14 protein-coding genes are annotated in these 14,125 nt (G+C 63.8%); 1 reads left to right on the top strand and 13 read right to left on the bottom strand.

What is annotated here, in order from left to right; all coding sequences use genetic code 11:
• Nucleotides 1–5 precede the first annotated feature (5 nt).
• The 13 genes from nuoH to OC450_RS22520 all read right to left on the bottom strand — a co-directional run bounded on the left by nuoH (nucleotide 6) and on the right by OC450_RS22520 (nucleotide 12,655).
• Nucleotides 6–1,073, bottom strand: a complete 1,068-nt coding sequence (gene nuoH, locus OC450_RS22580; protein WP_211386034.1) for an NADH-quinone oxidoreductase subunit NuoH — start codon at nucleotides 1,071–1,073, stop codon at nucleotides 6–8.
• A 10-nt stretch (nucleotides 1,074–1,083) separates the two neighbouring features.
• The gene (nuoG, locus tag OC450_RS22575) at nucleotides 1,084–3,159 is read right to left on the bottom strand and encodes an NADH-quinone oxidoreductase subunit NuoG (protein ID WP_256807199.1); all 2,076 of its coding nucleotides are present in this window, start codon (nucleotides 3,157–3,159) and stop codon (nucleotides 1,084–1,086) included.
• 5 nt (nucleotides 3,160–3,164) lie between these two features.
• Nucleotides 3,165–4,490, bottom strand: coding sequence for an NADH-quinone oxidoreductase subunit NuoF (gene nuoF / locus OC450_RS22570; protein ID WP_256807198.1), 1,326 nt, complete (start codon nucleotides 4,488–4,490; stop codon nucleotides 3,165–3,167).
• Nucleotides 4,491–4,505: 15 nt separating this feature from the next.
• Entirely contained in the window at nucleotides 4,506–4,712 is a 207-nt protein-coding gene (locus tag OC450_RS22565; protein WP_262048709.1) for a hypothetical protein, read from the bottom strand.
• On the bottom strand, nucleotides 4,712–5,323 hold the full coding sequence (nuoE, locus tag OC450_RS22560; protein ID WP_211386030.1) for an NADH-quinone oxidoreductase subunit NuoE: 612 nt from the start codon (nucleotides 5,321–5,323) through the stop codon (nucleotides 4,712–4,714). The genes OC450_RS22565 and nuoE overlap by 1 nt, the downstream gene beginning before the upstream one ends.
• 12 nt (nucleotides 5,324–5,335) lie before the next feature.
• Nucleotides 5,336–6,295 carry an FkbM family methyltransferase gene (locus OC450_RS22555; protein WP_211386029.1) on the bottom strand — a complete coding sequence of 320 codons (960 nt, stop codon included), beginning with the start codon at nucleotides 6,293–6,295 and terminating at the stop codon, nucleotides 5,336–5,338.
• Entirely contained in the window at nucleotides 6,295–7,491 is a 1,197-nt protein-coding gene (locus tag OC450_RS22550) for an NADH-quinone oxidoreductase subunit D (RefSeq protein ID WP_211386028.1), read from the bottom strand. The genes OC450_RS22555 and OC450_RS22550 overlap by 1 nt, the downstream gene beginning before the upstream one ends.
• A gap of 2 nt (nucleotides 7,492–7,493) precedes the next feature.
• Nucleotides 7,494–8,108, bottom strand: coding sequence for an NADH-quinone oxidoreductase subunit C (locus OC450_RS22545; protein WP_211386027.1), 615 nt, complete (start codon nucleotides 8,106–8,108; stop codon nucleotides 7,494–7,496).
• Between the two features lie 11 nt (nucleotides 8,109–8,119).
• Nucleotides 8,120–8,707 (bottom strand): NuoB/complex I 20 kDa subunit family protein, encoded by a 588-nt coding sequence (locus OC450_RS22540; protein WP_256807195.1) that lies wholly within the window; start codon nucleotides 8,705–8,707, stop codon nucleotides 8,120–8,122.
• Nucleotides 8,698–9,063, bottom strand: coding sequence for an NADH-quinone oxidoreductase subunit A (locus OC450_RS22535; RefSeq protein ID WP_007603535.1), 366 nt, complete (start codon nucleotides 9,061–9,063; stop codon nucleotides 8,698–8,700). Before OC450_RS22535 ends, OC450_RS22540 begins: the two co-directional genes overlap by 10 nt.
• Nucleotides 9,064–9,369: 306 nt before the next feature.
• Nucleotides 9,370–9,666 (bottom strand): hypothetical protein, encoded by a 297-nt coding sequence (locus OC450_RS22530; RefSeq protein ID WP_256807194.1) that lies wholly within the window; start codon nucleotides 9,664–9,666, stop codon nucleotides 9,370–9,372.
• Nucleotides 9,667–9,720: 54 nt separating this feature from the next.
• Entirely contained in the window at nucleotides 9,721–11,964 is a 2,244-nt protein-coding gene (locus tag OC450_RS22525) for a TonB-dependent siderophore receptor (protein WP_262048708.1), read from the bottom strand.
• A gap of 175 nt (nucleotides 11,965–12,139) precedes the next feature.
• Nucleotides 12,140–12,655 (bottom strand): MarR family winged helix-turn-helix transcriptional regulator, encoded by a 516-nt coding sequence (locus tag OC450_RS22520; protein ID WP_211386023.1) that lies wholly within the window; start codon nucleotides 12,653–12,655, stop codon nucleotides 12,140–12,142.
• A gap of 184 nt (nucleotides 12,656–12,839) precedes the next feature.
• On the opposite strand from OC450_RS22520, the gene OC450_RS22515 reads away from it, so the two are divergent.
• Nucleotides 12,840–14,042 (top strand): aromatic ring-hydroxylating dioxygenase subunit alpha, encoded by a 1,203-nt coding sequence (locus OC450_RS22515; RefSeq protein ID WP_262048707.1) that lies wholly within the window; start codon nucleotides 12,840–12,842, stop codon nucleotides 14,040–14,042.
• The last annotated feature ends 83 nt before the right edge of the window (nucleotides 14,043–14,125 follow it).

The raw sequence follows: 14,125 nt of genomic DNA, 5'->3' as shown, positions 1-14,125 counted from the left end.
GGCCCTCACTTCGGCGCGATGCCGGCAAAGTGCAGCACACCGGCCACCACGATCACCATCGCCAGCGACAGCGGCAGGAACACTTTCCAGCCGAGGCGCATCAGTTGATCGTAGCGGTAGCGGGGCACGATCGCCTTTGCCATCGCGAACAGGAAGAACATGAAGAACACTTTGAGCGAGAACCAGATGATCCCTGGCACCCAGTTGAAAGGCGGCAGGTCGACCGGCGGCAGCCAGCCCCCGAGGAACAGGATCGTCGCCATCGCACACATCGTGACGATCGCGACATACTCGCCGAGCATGAACAGCAGATACGGCGTCGATCCGTATTCGACCATGAAGCCGGCGACCAGTTCGGATTCCGCTTCGACGAGGTCGAAGGGCGGACGGTTGGTCTCCGCCAGCGCCGAGACGTAGAAGATCACGAACATCGGGAACAGCGGCCAGACGTACCAGTTCAGGATCGTCAGCTGCGGCAGCCCGATCAGGCTGGCCAGGCCGCGGACATGCTGAGCCTCGACCACGGCCGAGAGGTTCAGCGTGCCGGCGCAGAGCAGCACGGTGATGATGACGAAGCCGATCGAGACCTCGTAGGACACCATCTGCGCCGCCGAGCGCAGCGCCGCCAGGAACGGATATTTCGAGTTCGACGACCAGCCGGCCATGATGATGCCGTAGATCGACAGCGACGAGATCGCGAAGATGAACAGGATGCCGACATTGATGTCGGAGATCACCCAGCCGAGATTGGTCGGAATCACCGCCCAGGCCGCGAGCGCCAGGACGCACGAGACCAAGGGAGCAAGGAGAAACACGCCCTTGTTGGCGCCGGCCGGGATGATCGGCTCCTTCAGCACGAATTTCAGCAGGTCGGCGAAGGACTGCAGCAGGCCCCAGGGTCCGACCACGTTCGGGCCACGGCGAATCTGCACCGCCGCCCAGATCTTGCGGTCGGCGAGCAGGATGTAGGCAATCGCGATCAGAAGGACGACGAGCACCAGAACGCTCTCCGCGATCATGATGATCAGCGGCCAGAGGAACCCGGTCCAGAATGCGCTTTCGAAGAATTCCATCAGATCACGCTCACTCCGCTGCGGTCAGCATCTGCCCGGAGGCAAGCCGCGAGCATTCCGCCATCACGGCGGACGCACGCGCGATTGGGTTGGTCAGGTAGAAGTCCTCGACCAGCGGCTTGAACGGCGCCTTCTCGGGCGAGCCGCCCTTCCCCGCCAGCTTCTTGACCTGGTCGGCGGATCCGGCCTCGATCTGGTCGAGACGGATCAGATGCGGCACAGCCTTGAAGATCGCCTGGCGGAGCGCCGACAGCGAGTCATAGCCGAGCTTCTTGCCGAGCGCCTCCGAGAGCGCGCGCACGATCGCCCAGTCCTCGCGGGCCTCGCCCGGCGGGAATGCGGCACGGCCTGTCATCTGCACGCGGCCTTCGGTGTTGACGTAGATCGCGGATTTCTCGGTGTAGGCGGCCGCCGGCAGGATGACGTCGGCGCGATGCGCGCCGCGGTCGCCATGGGTGCCGATATAGACGACGAAAGTGCCGTCCGGCGCCTTGATCTCGTCGGCGCCGAGCAGGAACAAGAGGTCGAGCGTGCCGAACGTCGTCATCTGCGCGGCGTTCAATCCGCCCTGACCGGCGACAAAGCCGATATCCAGCGCTCCGACGCGCGAGGCGGTCTCGTGCAGCACGCCGAAGCCGTTCCAGCCGTCCTTCATCGCACCGACGTCGAGCGCGAGCTTGGCGCTGGCTGCAAGAATGGCGGCGCCGTCGTGACGGGAGGCTGCGCCCGCGCCGACCAGGATGATCGGGTTCTTGGCGTTCTTCAGCACGTCCATGAAGGAGTGCTTCCCGGCGGCAAGTTCGCCGAGCGTCTCGGTACCCGCACCGAGATGGTCATAGTCGTACGTCAGATCGGCTTTCGCGCCGATCACGCCGACCTTGAAGCCGCCGGCACGCCAGCGCTTGCGGATGCGGGCGTTGAACACCGCCGCTTCCTTGCGCGGATTGGCGCCGATGATGAGCAGCGCGTCGGCCTGCTCGACGCCTGCAAGCGTCGGATTGAAGATGTAGGAACCGCGGCCGAGCGCGGGATCGAAGGCGTCGCCGCCCTGCACTGCCAGATTGGCCGAGCCGTATTTGGCGAGCAGATCCTTCAGCGCGAACATCTCCTCGACGCCGGAAAGATCGCCGGCGATGGCGCCGATGCGCTTGCCGTCGGTGCGCGCCGCCTTGGCCGCGATGGTTGCGAAGGCCTCGGGCCAGCTTGCCGCGCGAAGCTTGCCGGCCTCGCGGATATAGGGCCGGTCGAGCCGCTGGGTGCGCAGGCCGTCGACGACGTGACGGGTCTTGTCCGAGATCCACTCCTCGTTCACGGCCTCGTTGATGCGCGGCAGCACGCGCATCACCTCGCGGCCGCGGGTGTCGACGCGGATCGCAGATCCCACGCCGTCCATCACGTCGACCGACTGGGTCTTGCCGAGCTCCCAGGGGCGCGCGGCGAAAGCATAGGGCTTCGAGGTCAGCGCGCCGACCGGGCAGATGTCGACGAGATTGCCCTGCAATTCCGACGTCAGCGCGTGCTCGAGATACGTGGTGATCTCCATGTCCTCGCCGCGGCCGGTGGCGCCCATCTCGGGAGCGCCGGCGACTTCCGCCGAGAAGCGGACGCAGCGCGTGCACTGGATGCAGCGGTTCATCGAGGTCTTGACCAGCGCGCCGAGATATTTGTCCTCGACCGCGCGCTTGTTCTCGGCGAAGCGGCTGGTGTCGACACCATAGCCCATCGCCTGGTCCTGAAGATCGCACTCGCCGCCCTGGTCGCAGATCGGGCAGTCCAGCGGATGGTTGATGAGAAGGAATTCCATCACGCCTTCACGCGCCTTCTTCACCATCGGCGAACGCGTCGAGATTTCCGGCGGCTCGCCCTTGGGGCCCGGACGGCAATCGCGCACGCCCCAGGCGCAGCTCGCGACCGGCTTCGGGCCGCCCTTCACTTCGACGAGGCACATCCGGCAATTGCCGGCGATCGACAGCCGCTCGTGATAGCAGAAGCGCGGAATCTCGGCGCCGGCCGCTTCGCACGCCTGAAGCAGCGTGTACTCCGGCGGGACATCGATCTCTTTGCCGTCGATGATGAGCTTGGTCATTTCTCTTACTCCGCCGCGACCATGTTCACGGGATCGCGGACGCCGATATCGTCGATGTCAGCCTTGTGCGAATACTGGTCGATGCGCGCTTCGATCTCATGACGGAAATGCGCGATCAGGCCCTGGATCGGCCACGCCGCAGCGTCGCCGAGCGCGCAGATGGTGTGGCCTTCGACCTGTTTTGTGACTTCCAGCAGCATGTCGATTTCGCGCTTGTGGGCTCGGCCGTCGGCCATGCGGGTGAGCACACGCCACATCCACCCCGTGCCTTCGCGGCACGGCGTGCACTGGCCGCAGCTCTCGTGCTTGTAGAAGTAGGAGATGCGGGCAATCGCGCGGATCAGGTCGGTGGACTTGTCCATCACGATCACGGCCGCGGTGCCGAGACCCGAGCGCAGCTTGCTCAAGCTGTCGAAATCCATCGGCGTGTCGATGATCTGCTCGGCCGGCACCATGCGCACCGACGAGCCGCCGGGGATCACGGCCTTGAGGTTGTCCCAGCCGCCGCGGATGCCGCCGCAATGCTTCTCGATCAGCTCACGGAACGGAATGCCCATGGCCTCTTCGACGTTGCAGGGCCGCTCGACATGGCCGGAGATGCAGAACAGCTTTGTACCGACATTGTTCGGACGGCCGATGCCGGCGAACCACGCGGCGCCGCGGCGCAGGATGTCGGGCGCAACCGCGATCGACTCGACGTTGTTGACGGTGGTCGGGCAGCCGAACAGGCCGACATTGGCCGGGAATGGCGGCTTCAGGCGCGGCTGGCCCTTCTTGCCTTCGAGGCTTTCGAGCAGCGCGGTTTCCTCGCCGCAGATATAGGCGCCGGCGCCGTGCGCGACGTAGATGTCGAACGGCCAGCCGTTGACGTTGTCCTTGCCGACCAGCTTGGCCTCATAGGCCTGGTCGATCGCGGCCTGGAGATGCTCGCGCTCCCTGATGAACTCGCCGCGGACATAGATGTAGCAGGCATGCGCGTTCATCGCGCAACTGGCGATCAGGCAGCCCTCGATCAACAGATGCGGATCGTGCCGCATGATCTCGCGGTCCTTGCAGGTGCCGGGCTCGGACTCGTCGGCGTTGACGACGAGATAGCTCGGCCGGCCGTCGGTCGATTCCTTCGGCATGAACGACCATTTGAGACCGGTCGGGAAGCCGGCGCCACCGCGGCCGCGCAGGCCCGAGGCCTTCATCTCGTTGATGATCCAATCACGGCCCTTGTCGATGATGTTCTTCGTACCATCCCAGGCGCCGCGGCGCCGCGCGCCCTCGAGCCCCCAATCATGGAGGCCGTAGAGGTTCTTGAAGATGCGGTCCTTGTCCTCGAGCATGTCAGTGCTTTCCGATCAACGATTGGACTGCTTGTAGGCAAGTCCGGCGGCGCAGACGGCGAAGGTCAGCGCCCAGAGCAGGCTGGATTCCAGCGACGCGTTCAGACTGAAACGCTGCAGCAGGAAAATGAATGTGGCCGCCACGGCGGCATGCATGGCGATGAAGCCCCACTTCTTCATGGCAGCACTTCCCTCCACTGCCGGCGGCAAGAGATCACGCATCAGGTGACTTCCTTCAGCGTGGTCGGCCCGCCGGTCGGCGCCGAGAACTGGCGGCCGTTCTGCGGGCCGGGCTTGGGCGGATTGCCCGACGCAAAGCCGTCGAGCACCTTGCCAAAGCTTTCCTTGGTCAAATCCTCATAGGTGTCCTTGCCGATCAGCACCATCGGCGCGTTCACGCAGGCACCGAGGCACTCCACCTCTTCCCAGCTGAAATTGCCGTCCTTGGACAGATGGAACGGATCGTGATGGATGCGGTGCTCGCAGACGTGGATGAGATCCTCGGCGCCGCGCAGGCGGCACGGCGTGGTGCCGCAGACCTGGACGTGGGCCTTCTTGCCCACGGGTGCGAGCTGGAACATCGTGTAGAAGGTCGCCACTTCCAGCACGCGTATATAGGGCATGTCGAGCAAGTCGGCGACGGCGCGGATCGCGGCCTCCGAAACCCAGCCGTCGTGCTGTTCCTGAACGCGCCAGAGGATGGCGATGACCGCGGAGGCTTGCCGGCCGGCAGGATATTTCGCGATCTGCTGCTTGGCGAACGCGAGGTTCTCCTCCGTGAACGCAAAGCTCGCGGGCTGGACTTCCTTCGGTGCTAATCGGCGAACGGACATCTGTTCAATCTCTCACTGCATACGGCGCGCGGTCTTGGCATTCAGGACGTTGATCCTGTCCTGCCAGAATGCGCTTGCTGTGCCGAAAACATTGTAGCCGACGTGGGTCGAGACCTTGATGCGATCGAGGATCGACAGCTCGGTCACCGTTTCCATACGCTTCGAGCTGGGATCGTAGACGATCAGCTTCAGCGGGGTCTGTTCCAGGATGAAGCGCGACACCGCGTGGCTGCGGTCGCTGCCGTGCTCCTCGCACATGATGACGCTGTCGGCCTCGAGCAGCCGGGCGCCGCCCTTGATCGCCTCGATCTCGACGCCTTCGACGTCGAGCTTGATCAGATATTTACCGTTCGGAGCGACCTTGCCGTCATCGATGAGATTGTCGAGCGCGATGACCGGCACTTCCTCGCCGCCGCCGGGACCCGCGATGCTGAACTTCTCGTGCTTGGTGCCGGACAGCCGCGCAGTGCCGCGCGAGGAGCCGATTGCCACGCGCATGCATTCGAAGCGACGGCCATTCACCGCGGCGTTGTTGGACAGTTTTGCGAAATTGTCCGACGACGGCTCGATCGCGATCGCCTTGTGGGCACCGAACGGCGCGCTCGAGACCAATACCGACCAGTAGCCGTAGTTCGCACCGCAATCGATCAGCGTGTAGTCGACATCGGCGGCGTTGGCGAACAAGAGCTCTAGCTCATCTTCGTAATTATAGGAGCGATTGAGCAGCTTGCTCCAGTAACCGTCGCCGTAGGGGAATTCGAACACGGCGTCGGCATTGAGCCTGATCGCGATGTTGCGCTCCGGCAGCGTCTTGCGCAGCAGGTTGGCGCAGGCGATGTAGCCCATATGCGAGAAGTGCGACGAGATCTTCGAGCCCGTCACCAGCGCCAAGGCAGCCGTCCGCTCCCACAGGTTGGCCCCTTCGAGGGCCCCCGAGGCACGGTCAAACTGGATCGGCGCCTGCTGGCCCATTACCGATCGACCTCTCCGAACACGATGTCGAGCGAGCCGAGGATCGCCGAGACGTCGGCGAGCAGATGGCCGCGGCAGATGTGATCCATGGCCTGGAGATGGGCAAAGCCCGGCGCGCGGATCTTGCACTTGTAGGGCTTGTTGGTGCCATCCGAGATCAGATAGACGCCGAACTCGCCCTTGGGCGCCTCGACCGCGGTGTAGACCTCGCCGGCCGGCACGTGAACGCCTTCGGTGTAGAGCTTGAAGTGATGGATCAGCGCTTCCATCGAGCGCTTCATCTCGCCGCGGCGCGGCGGCGCGACCTTATTGTCCTCGACGACGACGGGACCCTTCCCGTCAGGCGCGTTCAGCTTCTGGATGCACTGCTTCATGATGCGCACGGACTGGCGCATCTCTTCCATGCGGATCAGATAGCGGTCGTAGCAGTCGCCGTTCTTGCCGATCGGGATGTCGAAATCCAACTCGGCGTAGCATTCATAGGGCTGCGACTTGCGCAGATCCCAGGCCGCGCCCGAACCGCGCACCATCACGCCGGAGAAACCCCACTCCCAGGCTTCCTTCAGCGGCACCACGCCGATGTCGACGTTGCGCTGCTTGAAGATGCGGTTGGCGGTGAGCAGGCGGTCGAGGTCGTCCACCACCTTCAGGAACGGATCGCACCAGGCCTCGATGTCGTCGACCAGCTTCTGCGGCAGGTCCTGATGCACGCCGCCGACGCGGAAGTAGGCCGCATGCATGCGGCTGCCCGAGGCGCGCTCGTAGAACACCATCAGCTTCTCGCGCTCTTCGAAACCCCACAGCGGCGGGGTCAGCGCGCCGACGTCCATCGCCTGCGTGGTGACGTTGAGCAGATGCGACAGGATGCGGCCGATCTCGCAATAGAGCACGCGGATCAACTGCGCCCGGCGCGGCACCTCGATGCCGAGCAGCTTTTCGGCCGCGAGGCAGAAGGCGTGCTCCTGGTTCATCGGCGCGACGTAGTCGAGGCGGTCGAAATAAGGGATCGCCTGCAGATAGGTCTTCTGCTCGATCAGCTTCTCGGTGCCGCGATGAAGCAGGCCGATATGCGGATCGACGCGCGCGACGACTTCGCCGTCAAGCTCCAGCACCAGGCGCAGCACGCCGTGCGCAGCTGGATGCTGCGGCCCGAAGTTGATGGTGAAATTGCGAAGCTGTTCGGGTTGCTCGTTCATGATCAGACCTTCGGCCCTGCTTTTTCATCGCCCGGAAGGACCGGATAATCGGCCCCCTCCCATGGAGACAAAAAGTCGAACTTGCGGAATTCCTGGTTGAGCCGGACGGGCTCGTACACCACCCGCTTCTCCTGGTCGTCGTAGCGGACCTCGACGAAGCCGGTGGTCGGGAAATCCTTGCGCAGCGGATGGCCCTCGAAGCCGTAGTCGGTGAGAAGGCGGCGCATGTCGGGGTGACCGACGAAGAACACGCCATAGAGGTCGTAGGCCTCGCGCTCGAACCAGTCGGCGCCGGGGAACACCTCGATCAGCGACGGCACCTGCGTGGTCTCGTCGGCCTGGGCCTTGAGCCGGATCCGCGCGTTCAGGGTCGGGGACAGGAAGTGATAGATCACGTCGAAGCGCTTTTCGCGCGACGGATAATCCGCGGCTGTGATGTCGGTGAAGTTGATGAAGCGGCACTTCGGGTCGTCGCGTAGGTACTTGACCACCTCGACGATCCTGCTGACCTCGACATCGACCGTGAGCTGGTTGAAGGCCACCGCGTGACCGATGGCGGCGCCCGGAAGCGCGCTCACGATCGTCTGCCCCAGGGCGTCGAGCTTGGCGTCATCCATGACGTAAAACCTTAGCGTTCGATGGTGCCGGTGCGGCGGATCTTCTTCTGCAGCAGCAGCACGCCGTAGAGCAGCGCTTCCGCCGTGGGCGGGCAGCCCGGCACGTAGATGTCGATCGGCACGATGCGGTCGCAGCCGCGCACGACCGAGTAGGAGTAGTGATAATAGCCGCCGCCGTTGGCGCAGGAGCCCATCGAGATGACGTAGCGCGGCTCGGGCATCTGGTCGTAGACCTTGCGCAGCGCCGGCGCCATCTTGTTGGTCAGGGTGCCGGCGACGATCATGACGTCGGACTGGCGCGGCGAGGCACGCGGCGCGAAACCGAAGCGCTCGACGTCGTAGCGTGGCATCGAGACCTGCATCATCTCGACCGCGCAGCAGGCAAGACCGAAGGTCATCCACATCAGCGAGCCGGTGCGCGCCCAGGTGATGAGGTCGTCGGTCGCGGCCGTGAAGAAGCCCTTGTCGGACAGCTCCGAATTGACCTCGAGGAAGAACGGATCATTGGCCCCGACCGGCTTGCCGGTCGACGGATCGAGGATGCCCTTGGGGGCCGGCGCGAGAACCGGACCGGCGGAGGATGCTGGGTTCAATCCCATTCCAGTGCTCCTTTCTTCCATTCATAGGCGAACCCGACCGTGAGCACGCCGAGGAACACCACCATGGACCAGAAGCCGGTCGCGCCAAGCTTGCCGAACGCCACCGCCCAGGGAAACAGGAACGCCACCTCGAGGTCGAAGATGATGAAGAGGATGGCGACCAGATAGAAGCGGACGTCGAATTTCATGCGGGCATCGTCGAAGGCGTTGAAACCGCACTCATACGCCGACAGCTTTTCCGGGTCCGGCTGCTGGAACGCCACGATGAACGGCGCGATCAGCAACACCAGGCCGATGAGGCCCGCTACCCCTATAAAGACCACGAGTGGAAGATAATTCTGCAGAATGCCGCTCATTGACGAGCCCTTTTTCCCGCAGCCTCGGGACAGCCACGGATTCGTCCGATTTGGAATTGTTCTGAGCCTTAGCGCAGTGCACCAATGGGCGCAAGACACGCTCTTTTTAGGCCCTTTGCCGCCCCCAGAACGGTGAAAATCCCGGAATCACCCCGCGGCTGGTATGGAGCAGATCGACCGCCCCAGCAAGGGCGCCCTGATCAGCCCAAGCGCGCTGGGCCGTGACGTCCACTGTTGGGAAAGCTCACTTTATTCAGGCCGCGCCGCAGCAAAGTCCGGATTGCAACGAGGACAGGTGCCCCACCGTCATCCCAGCGACATGCAGGCAGCCGCATTCCACAGCAATGCGGCAAGCAGGCCGGTGACGGTCGCTGCCGCGCGCGGGCCAGGCTCAGCAAAGACGCGTATCCCCAGGCGGCCGATCCGGGAGCCATGCACCACGATCGGACCGGGGCTCGTCTGGCGAATACATCCACAAATGCGCCGGCCCGGATTGGCCGCGAGCGCGGCTCCGGTGACGTGGAGTGTCGTCACGCGCGCCGCGCTCGCATGAGCTTCGGGCCGGGGGGCAAAGCCCGCGAGCTCACCGATCTCTGGGGTCAAGACCAGCGGCTCGCTGGTCAGGCTCTTACGATGGCCGTTTCCCCTCGCCCGTCCTCACCATTTGTAGGAGACGCTGGCAGTGACGCGCCGGCGATCGCCGTAGAAGCATGCGCTTGCCGACGAGCAGCTTCCCACGAATATCTTGTCCGTGATGTTGGAGACGTTGAGCGCGTACCGCCAGCCCTGCCATTCGTAGTGAACCGCCGCGTCGCCCAACACGTAGGCCGGCACCTCCAGCGTGTTCATATTGTCGGCAAATGATCGGCCAACGTAGCGGATGCCACCACCAAATCCGAGCCCGGTCAACGGACCAGATTGGATCGTGTAGTCGGCCCAGCCCGAAGTGAGCTGGCTCGGCGTATTGGTCGGCAGCTTGCCGATCAGCGCGGCATTGAGGTCGCGGCTGACGAAGATGTCGTAGACCGTGTGGGACGCCATCACCTTCAGGCCGGGCATGACGTTCGCGACCGCCTCGAGCTCGATACCGCGCGAGGTCACTTCGCCGGTCTGCACCGACAGCAGCGCATTATTCGGATCTGTCGTGAGCACATTTTCACGCTTCAGGTCGAAGAACGCGATTCCAAAATGCCCGTCGAAGCCATGTGGCTGGTACTTGACGCCGACCTCGGCCTGCTTGGCCGTCTCCGGCAAATAAAGCTGGTTCAGGGTAAAATTGGTTCCGATGATCGGATTAAAGCTGGTCGCGTAGGAGACGTAGGGCGCAAGGCCGGCATCGAAATTGTAGATCAGTCCGGCGCGGCCCGAGAACGCGCTGTCGTTGCGCCCCATGTTCGCACCGATGTGGTTATCGTTATAGGTGTCGACCCAGTCGTTGCGGCCCGAGAGCACCAGCGTCAGGCGATCGAGCTTGATCTGGTCCTGCGCATAGACGCCGAACTGCTTCTGCGTCAGCGTGGCGTTCTGATACGGAGCGCCGCTGAAAGGCGCTGTCTGCGTGTAGACGGGATCGAGCAGGTTGAGGGAAGTCGCCCCGCCAAAACCCTGATAGTCGTCGATCTTGTAGTGCTTGAGGTCGACGCCGAACAACGAAATGTGCTGGAACGGACCAGTCGAGAAGCGGTACTCGACCTGATTGTCGAGATTGGCCTGATTGGCAACGCCATTGGTGAAGAAGTTGCCGCGTGCCAGATTGGCGGCAGCCGCCGTCGTCGCATAACCGAGGCCGTAGAGCGTTGCATAAGTCACGTCGACATGGGCGAAACGCGCGTTCTGACGGAGGGTGACGCTGTCCGACAAGTTGCGCTCGAACTGATAGCCGACCATCTCCTGCTCGCGCTTGAAGCCATCGACGCTGGGGTCACCGACGAAACGGCTGGTCGGAATCTTCCCCCAGGGCGCGTCGACGACGGTGCCGACATAGGGCAGGAAGCCGATGCCGCGCGTGTCCTGCTTGGAAGCGGAGGCAAGAACCGTCAGTGTGGTGTCCGCATCGGGCTTCCAGGTGAAGGACGGCGCGATGAAGTAGTTGTTGTCGGGGGTGAAGTCGACCTGGGTGCCGCCATTCTTGACCTGACCGACGATGCGATAGAACAGCTTGCCCGGCTCCGTCGCGGTTGCAACCGGTCCGCCGAAGTCGAACGAGAGATAGCCGTTGCCGAAATTGTTGACGCCGACCTCGACATAGCGGATCGGTTCAGCCGGCGGCATCTTCGAAATGGCATTGACGATGCCGCCCTGGCTCGACCCGCCGTACAGCACTGCGGACGGGCCACGCAGGATTTCAACGCGCTCCAGATTGAATGGCTGCAGCTTCCAGCTCGCATAGGACGTGTAGAAGAGCTGTAGCCCGTCGAGGAACAGGCCGGTGTCGTCAGACTTGAATCCGCGGATCAGGAACCAGTCGTTGCGCGTATCGGCGCCGAACGTCTCGCCGCGAACACCGGGCGAATAGCGCAGGACTTCGTCGAACTTGCTCGGCTTCTGGTCGCGGATCTGCTCGGCGCCGATCACCGACACCGACTGCGGCGTCTCCATGATCGGCGTGTTGGTCTTGGTACCGGACGAGCTGCGACCGGCGACATAGCCATTCACCGGTCCGCGCGGCGTCTCGACGAAGCCGACATTGCGCTGTGGCTGCGGCTTGCTTCGATTGGCGCTCTGCACCGAGCGCGGCGCGCGACGCTGCGGCGTCGCGGCAGCACGTCGGCGCGCTTCCGGCGCGGCGACGGTCACCGACGGCAGATTCTGCGCGCCGCCCTGCGCGGAGGATTGTGCGAACGATGCCTGCGGCACCAAAACCCAAGCGGATGCGGTCGCCAGCACGGCCGACCGCAGCATTCCAAGACTGTTCAACGCGCACCCCGAAGCTGCATGTTTGCGACGTCATGCCGTCGTTCCCCCAACGGCATGCGTTTGCGGTGACGCTTATGGGAGCGCGCGCGAATTCCCTAATTGAAAAGGTCTTAGAAAGGCTCTTAGAAACGATCCAACGTTTCCGGGGGTTACCGAGCGATCAGCGCGACACTTTTTCGGCTTCGAGCATCTTCTCGGCGGTCGCCGTGAGACGATCGATCTGCGCAAGGAGAGTCTCGAACTCGTCCTTGCTCAACTGCTCGAGCAATTGCCGATTGCGATCCTGCGCACCTGCGACGATTGCATCATGCGCGGCGAGCCCTGCCGCGGTCAGAGCGACCAGCACCTCGCGGCTGTCATTCGGGTTCGCCGATTTCGCGATCAGCTTGCGCGAAACGAGTTCCGCGAGCGCACGGCTGATCTGTCCCTTGTCCTGCCCGACGGCTTCGGCGAGCCGCGCCACACTCATCGGCGGCCGCCGGCCGAGCGAAGCGACGAGACCGAACTCGACCGAGGACAATCCGGCGAGGCGCTTGTAGCGCAGGATGGCGCCGCGCTTGAGCAGATTGGCCAGCACCATCAGCCGCGACGACAGCATCACCGTGATCGGCGCCGGCGAATGAGTTTCGTCCGCATCGGACGACCCGCGCCCGTCCCTGCTCGATGTATGGCTCATCATCCACCTCTGCCAAGAAAGCCGGGGTGTGCCAAGTGCTGGTAGCGCAACCTCCCCCGCCACTTCCGAAATGCGACCAAAAGGCATTCCAGAAGATCGTTGACATTGTCATCGAATTATTTTTCACTGGGACACCGCACCAAGATGCGAACCGGCCACCAAGGCCCGCGGCGGGAGGAACAGCATGACGACGACCCAGCGGGATCGTGATCTCGGCACGGCCTATGCGATGAAGCCGCCACACACGCGCACCGAGCTCACGTCGGTCGTGCGCGGCACGCCGATGGGCGAATTGCTGCGCCGCTACTGGCATCCGGTCGGGCTCACCAGCGATGCCACCGACACGCCGAAGAAGGTGCGCGCGCTCGGCGAGGATTTGATCCTGTTCCGCGACAAGCACGGCCGCGTCGGCCTGCTGCACGCGCGCTGCTGCCATCGCGGCACCACGCTCTATTACGGCAAGGTCGAGGAAGACGGCATCCGCTGCTGCTATCACGGCTGGAAGTTCGACACCGAAGGCCATTGCCTGGAGCAACCCTGCGAGCCCGACGGCGGCCAGTTCAAGGACAAGGTGCGCCAGCCCTGGTATCCGGTCGACGAGCGCTACGGGCTGATCTTCGCCTATATGGGTCCGGCCGAGAAACGCCCGGTGCTGCCGGCTTACGAATGCCTGGAGACCATGGACGACGGCGAGTTCGTCGAAGCTGATGACTCCTCGATCGGCGGCGGCGGGCCGGCGGTCATCCCATGCAACTGGCTGCAGCATTTCGAGAACGTGGTCGATCCCTATCACGTGCCGGTGCTGCACGGCTCGTTCTCGGGACCCCAATTCACCAACATGATGGCTTCGATGCCCGAGGTGAAATTCGACAAGACGCCGCGCGGCATCGCGGTGCGCTCGATCCGCAAGCAGGATGACGGCAAGGTATTCTACCGCGTCACCGAAGCCGTCCTCCCCACCCTGCGCGTCGTGCCGAACCCGCGCGTGGCGCAATTCGCCCGCGTCGAGTCGATCGGCTGGACGCTGCCGATCGACGACACGTCTTTCCGCATCTACGTCGCCGGCCGCGTGAAAAATTCCGGCGACATCGGCCGCATGCGCTCGAAGTTCAACGGAAAATTCTGGTGGGACATGACCGAGGCCGAGCACCAGCAATTCCCCGGCGACTATGAAGCCCAGGTCGGCCAGGGCCCGCAGACCATCCATTCCGAGGAGCATTTCGGCCAGAGCGACCGCGGCATCCTGATGATGCGGCGCATGCTGACCGAGCAGCTCGACACGATGGCGGCCGATCGCGATCCGATCGGCGTCTCGTTCGACGCAAGCGCGCCCGCGGTCGAATTCGAAGCGGGGAACTACATCCGGGACTCCAGCTCCTTGTCTTGACGCGTTTTCTTTACGCGAACCGGCATCCGCTTCGCTCGAAAACGCTTTCAAGGCCGCCGGCGCGAATAAGGGCTGGACCGACA

It is taken from the genome of Bradyrhizobium sp. Bra78 (genome assembly GCF_024519855.1).
Lineage (GTDB): Bacteria > Pseudomonadota > Alphaproteobacteria > Rhizobiales > Xanthobacteraceae > Bradyrhizobium > Bradyrhizobium japonicum_G.
The sequence above is the reverse complement of the archived record's forward strand: the minus strand, read 5'-3'. Positions and strand labels throughout refer to the sequence as shown.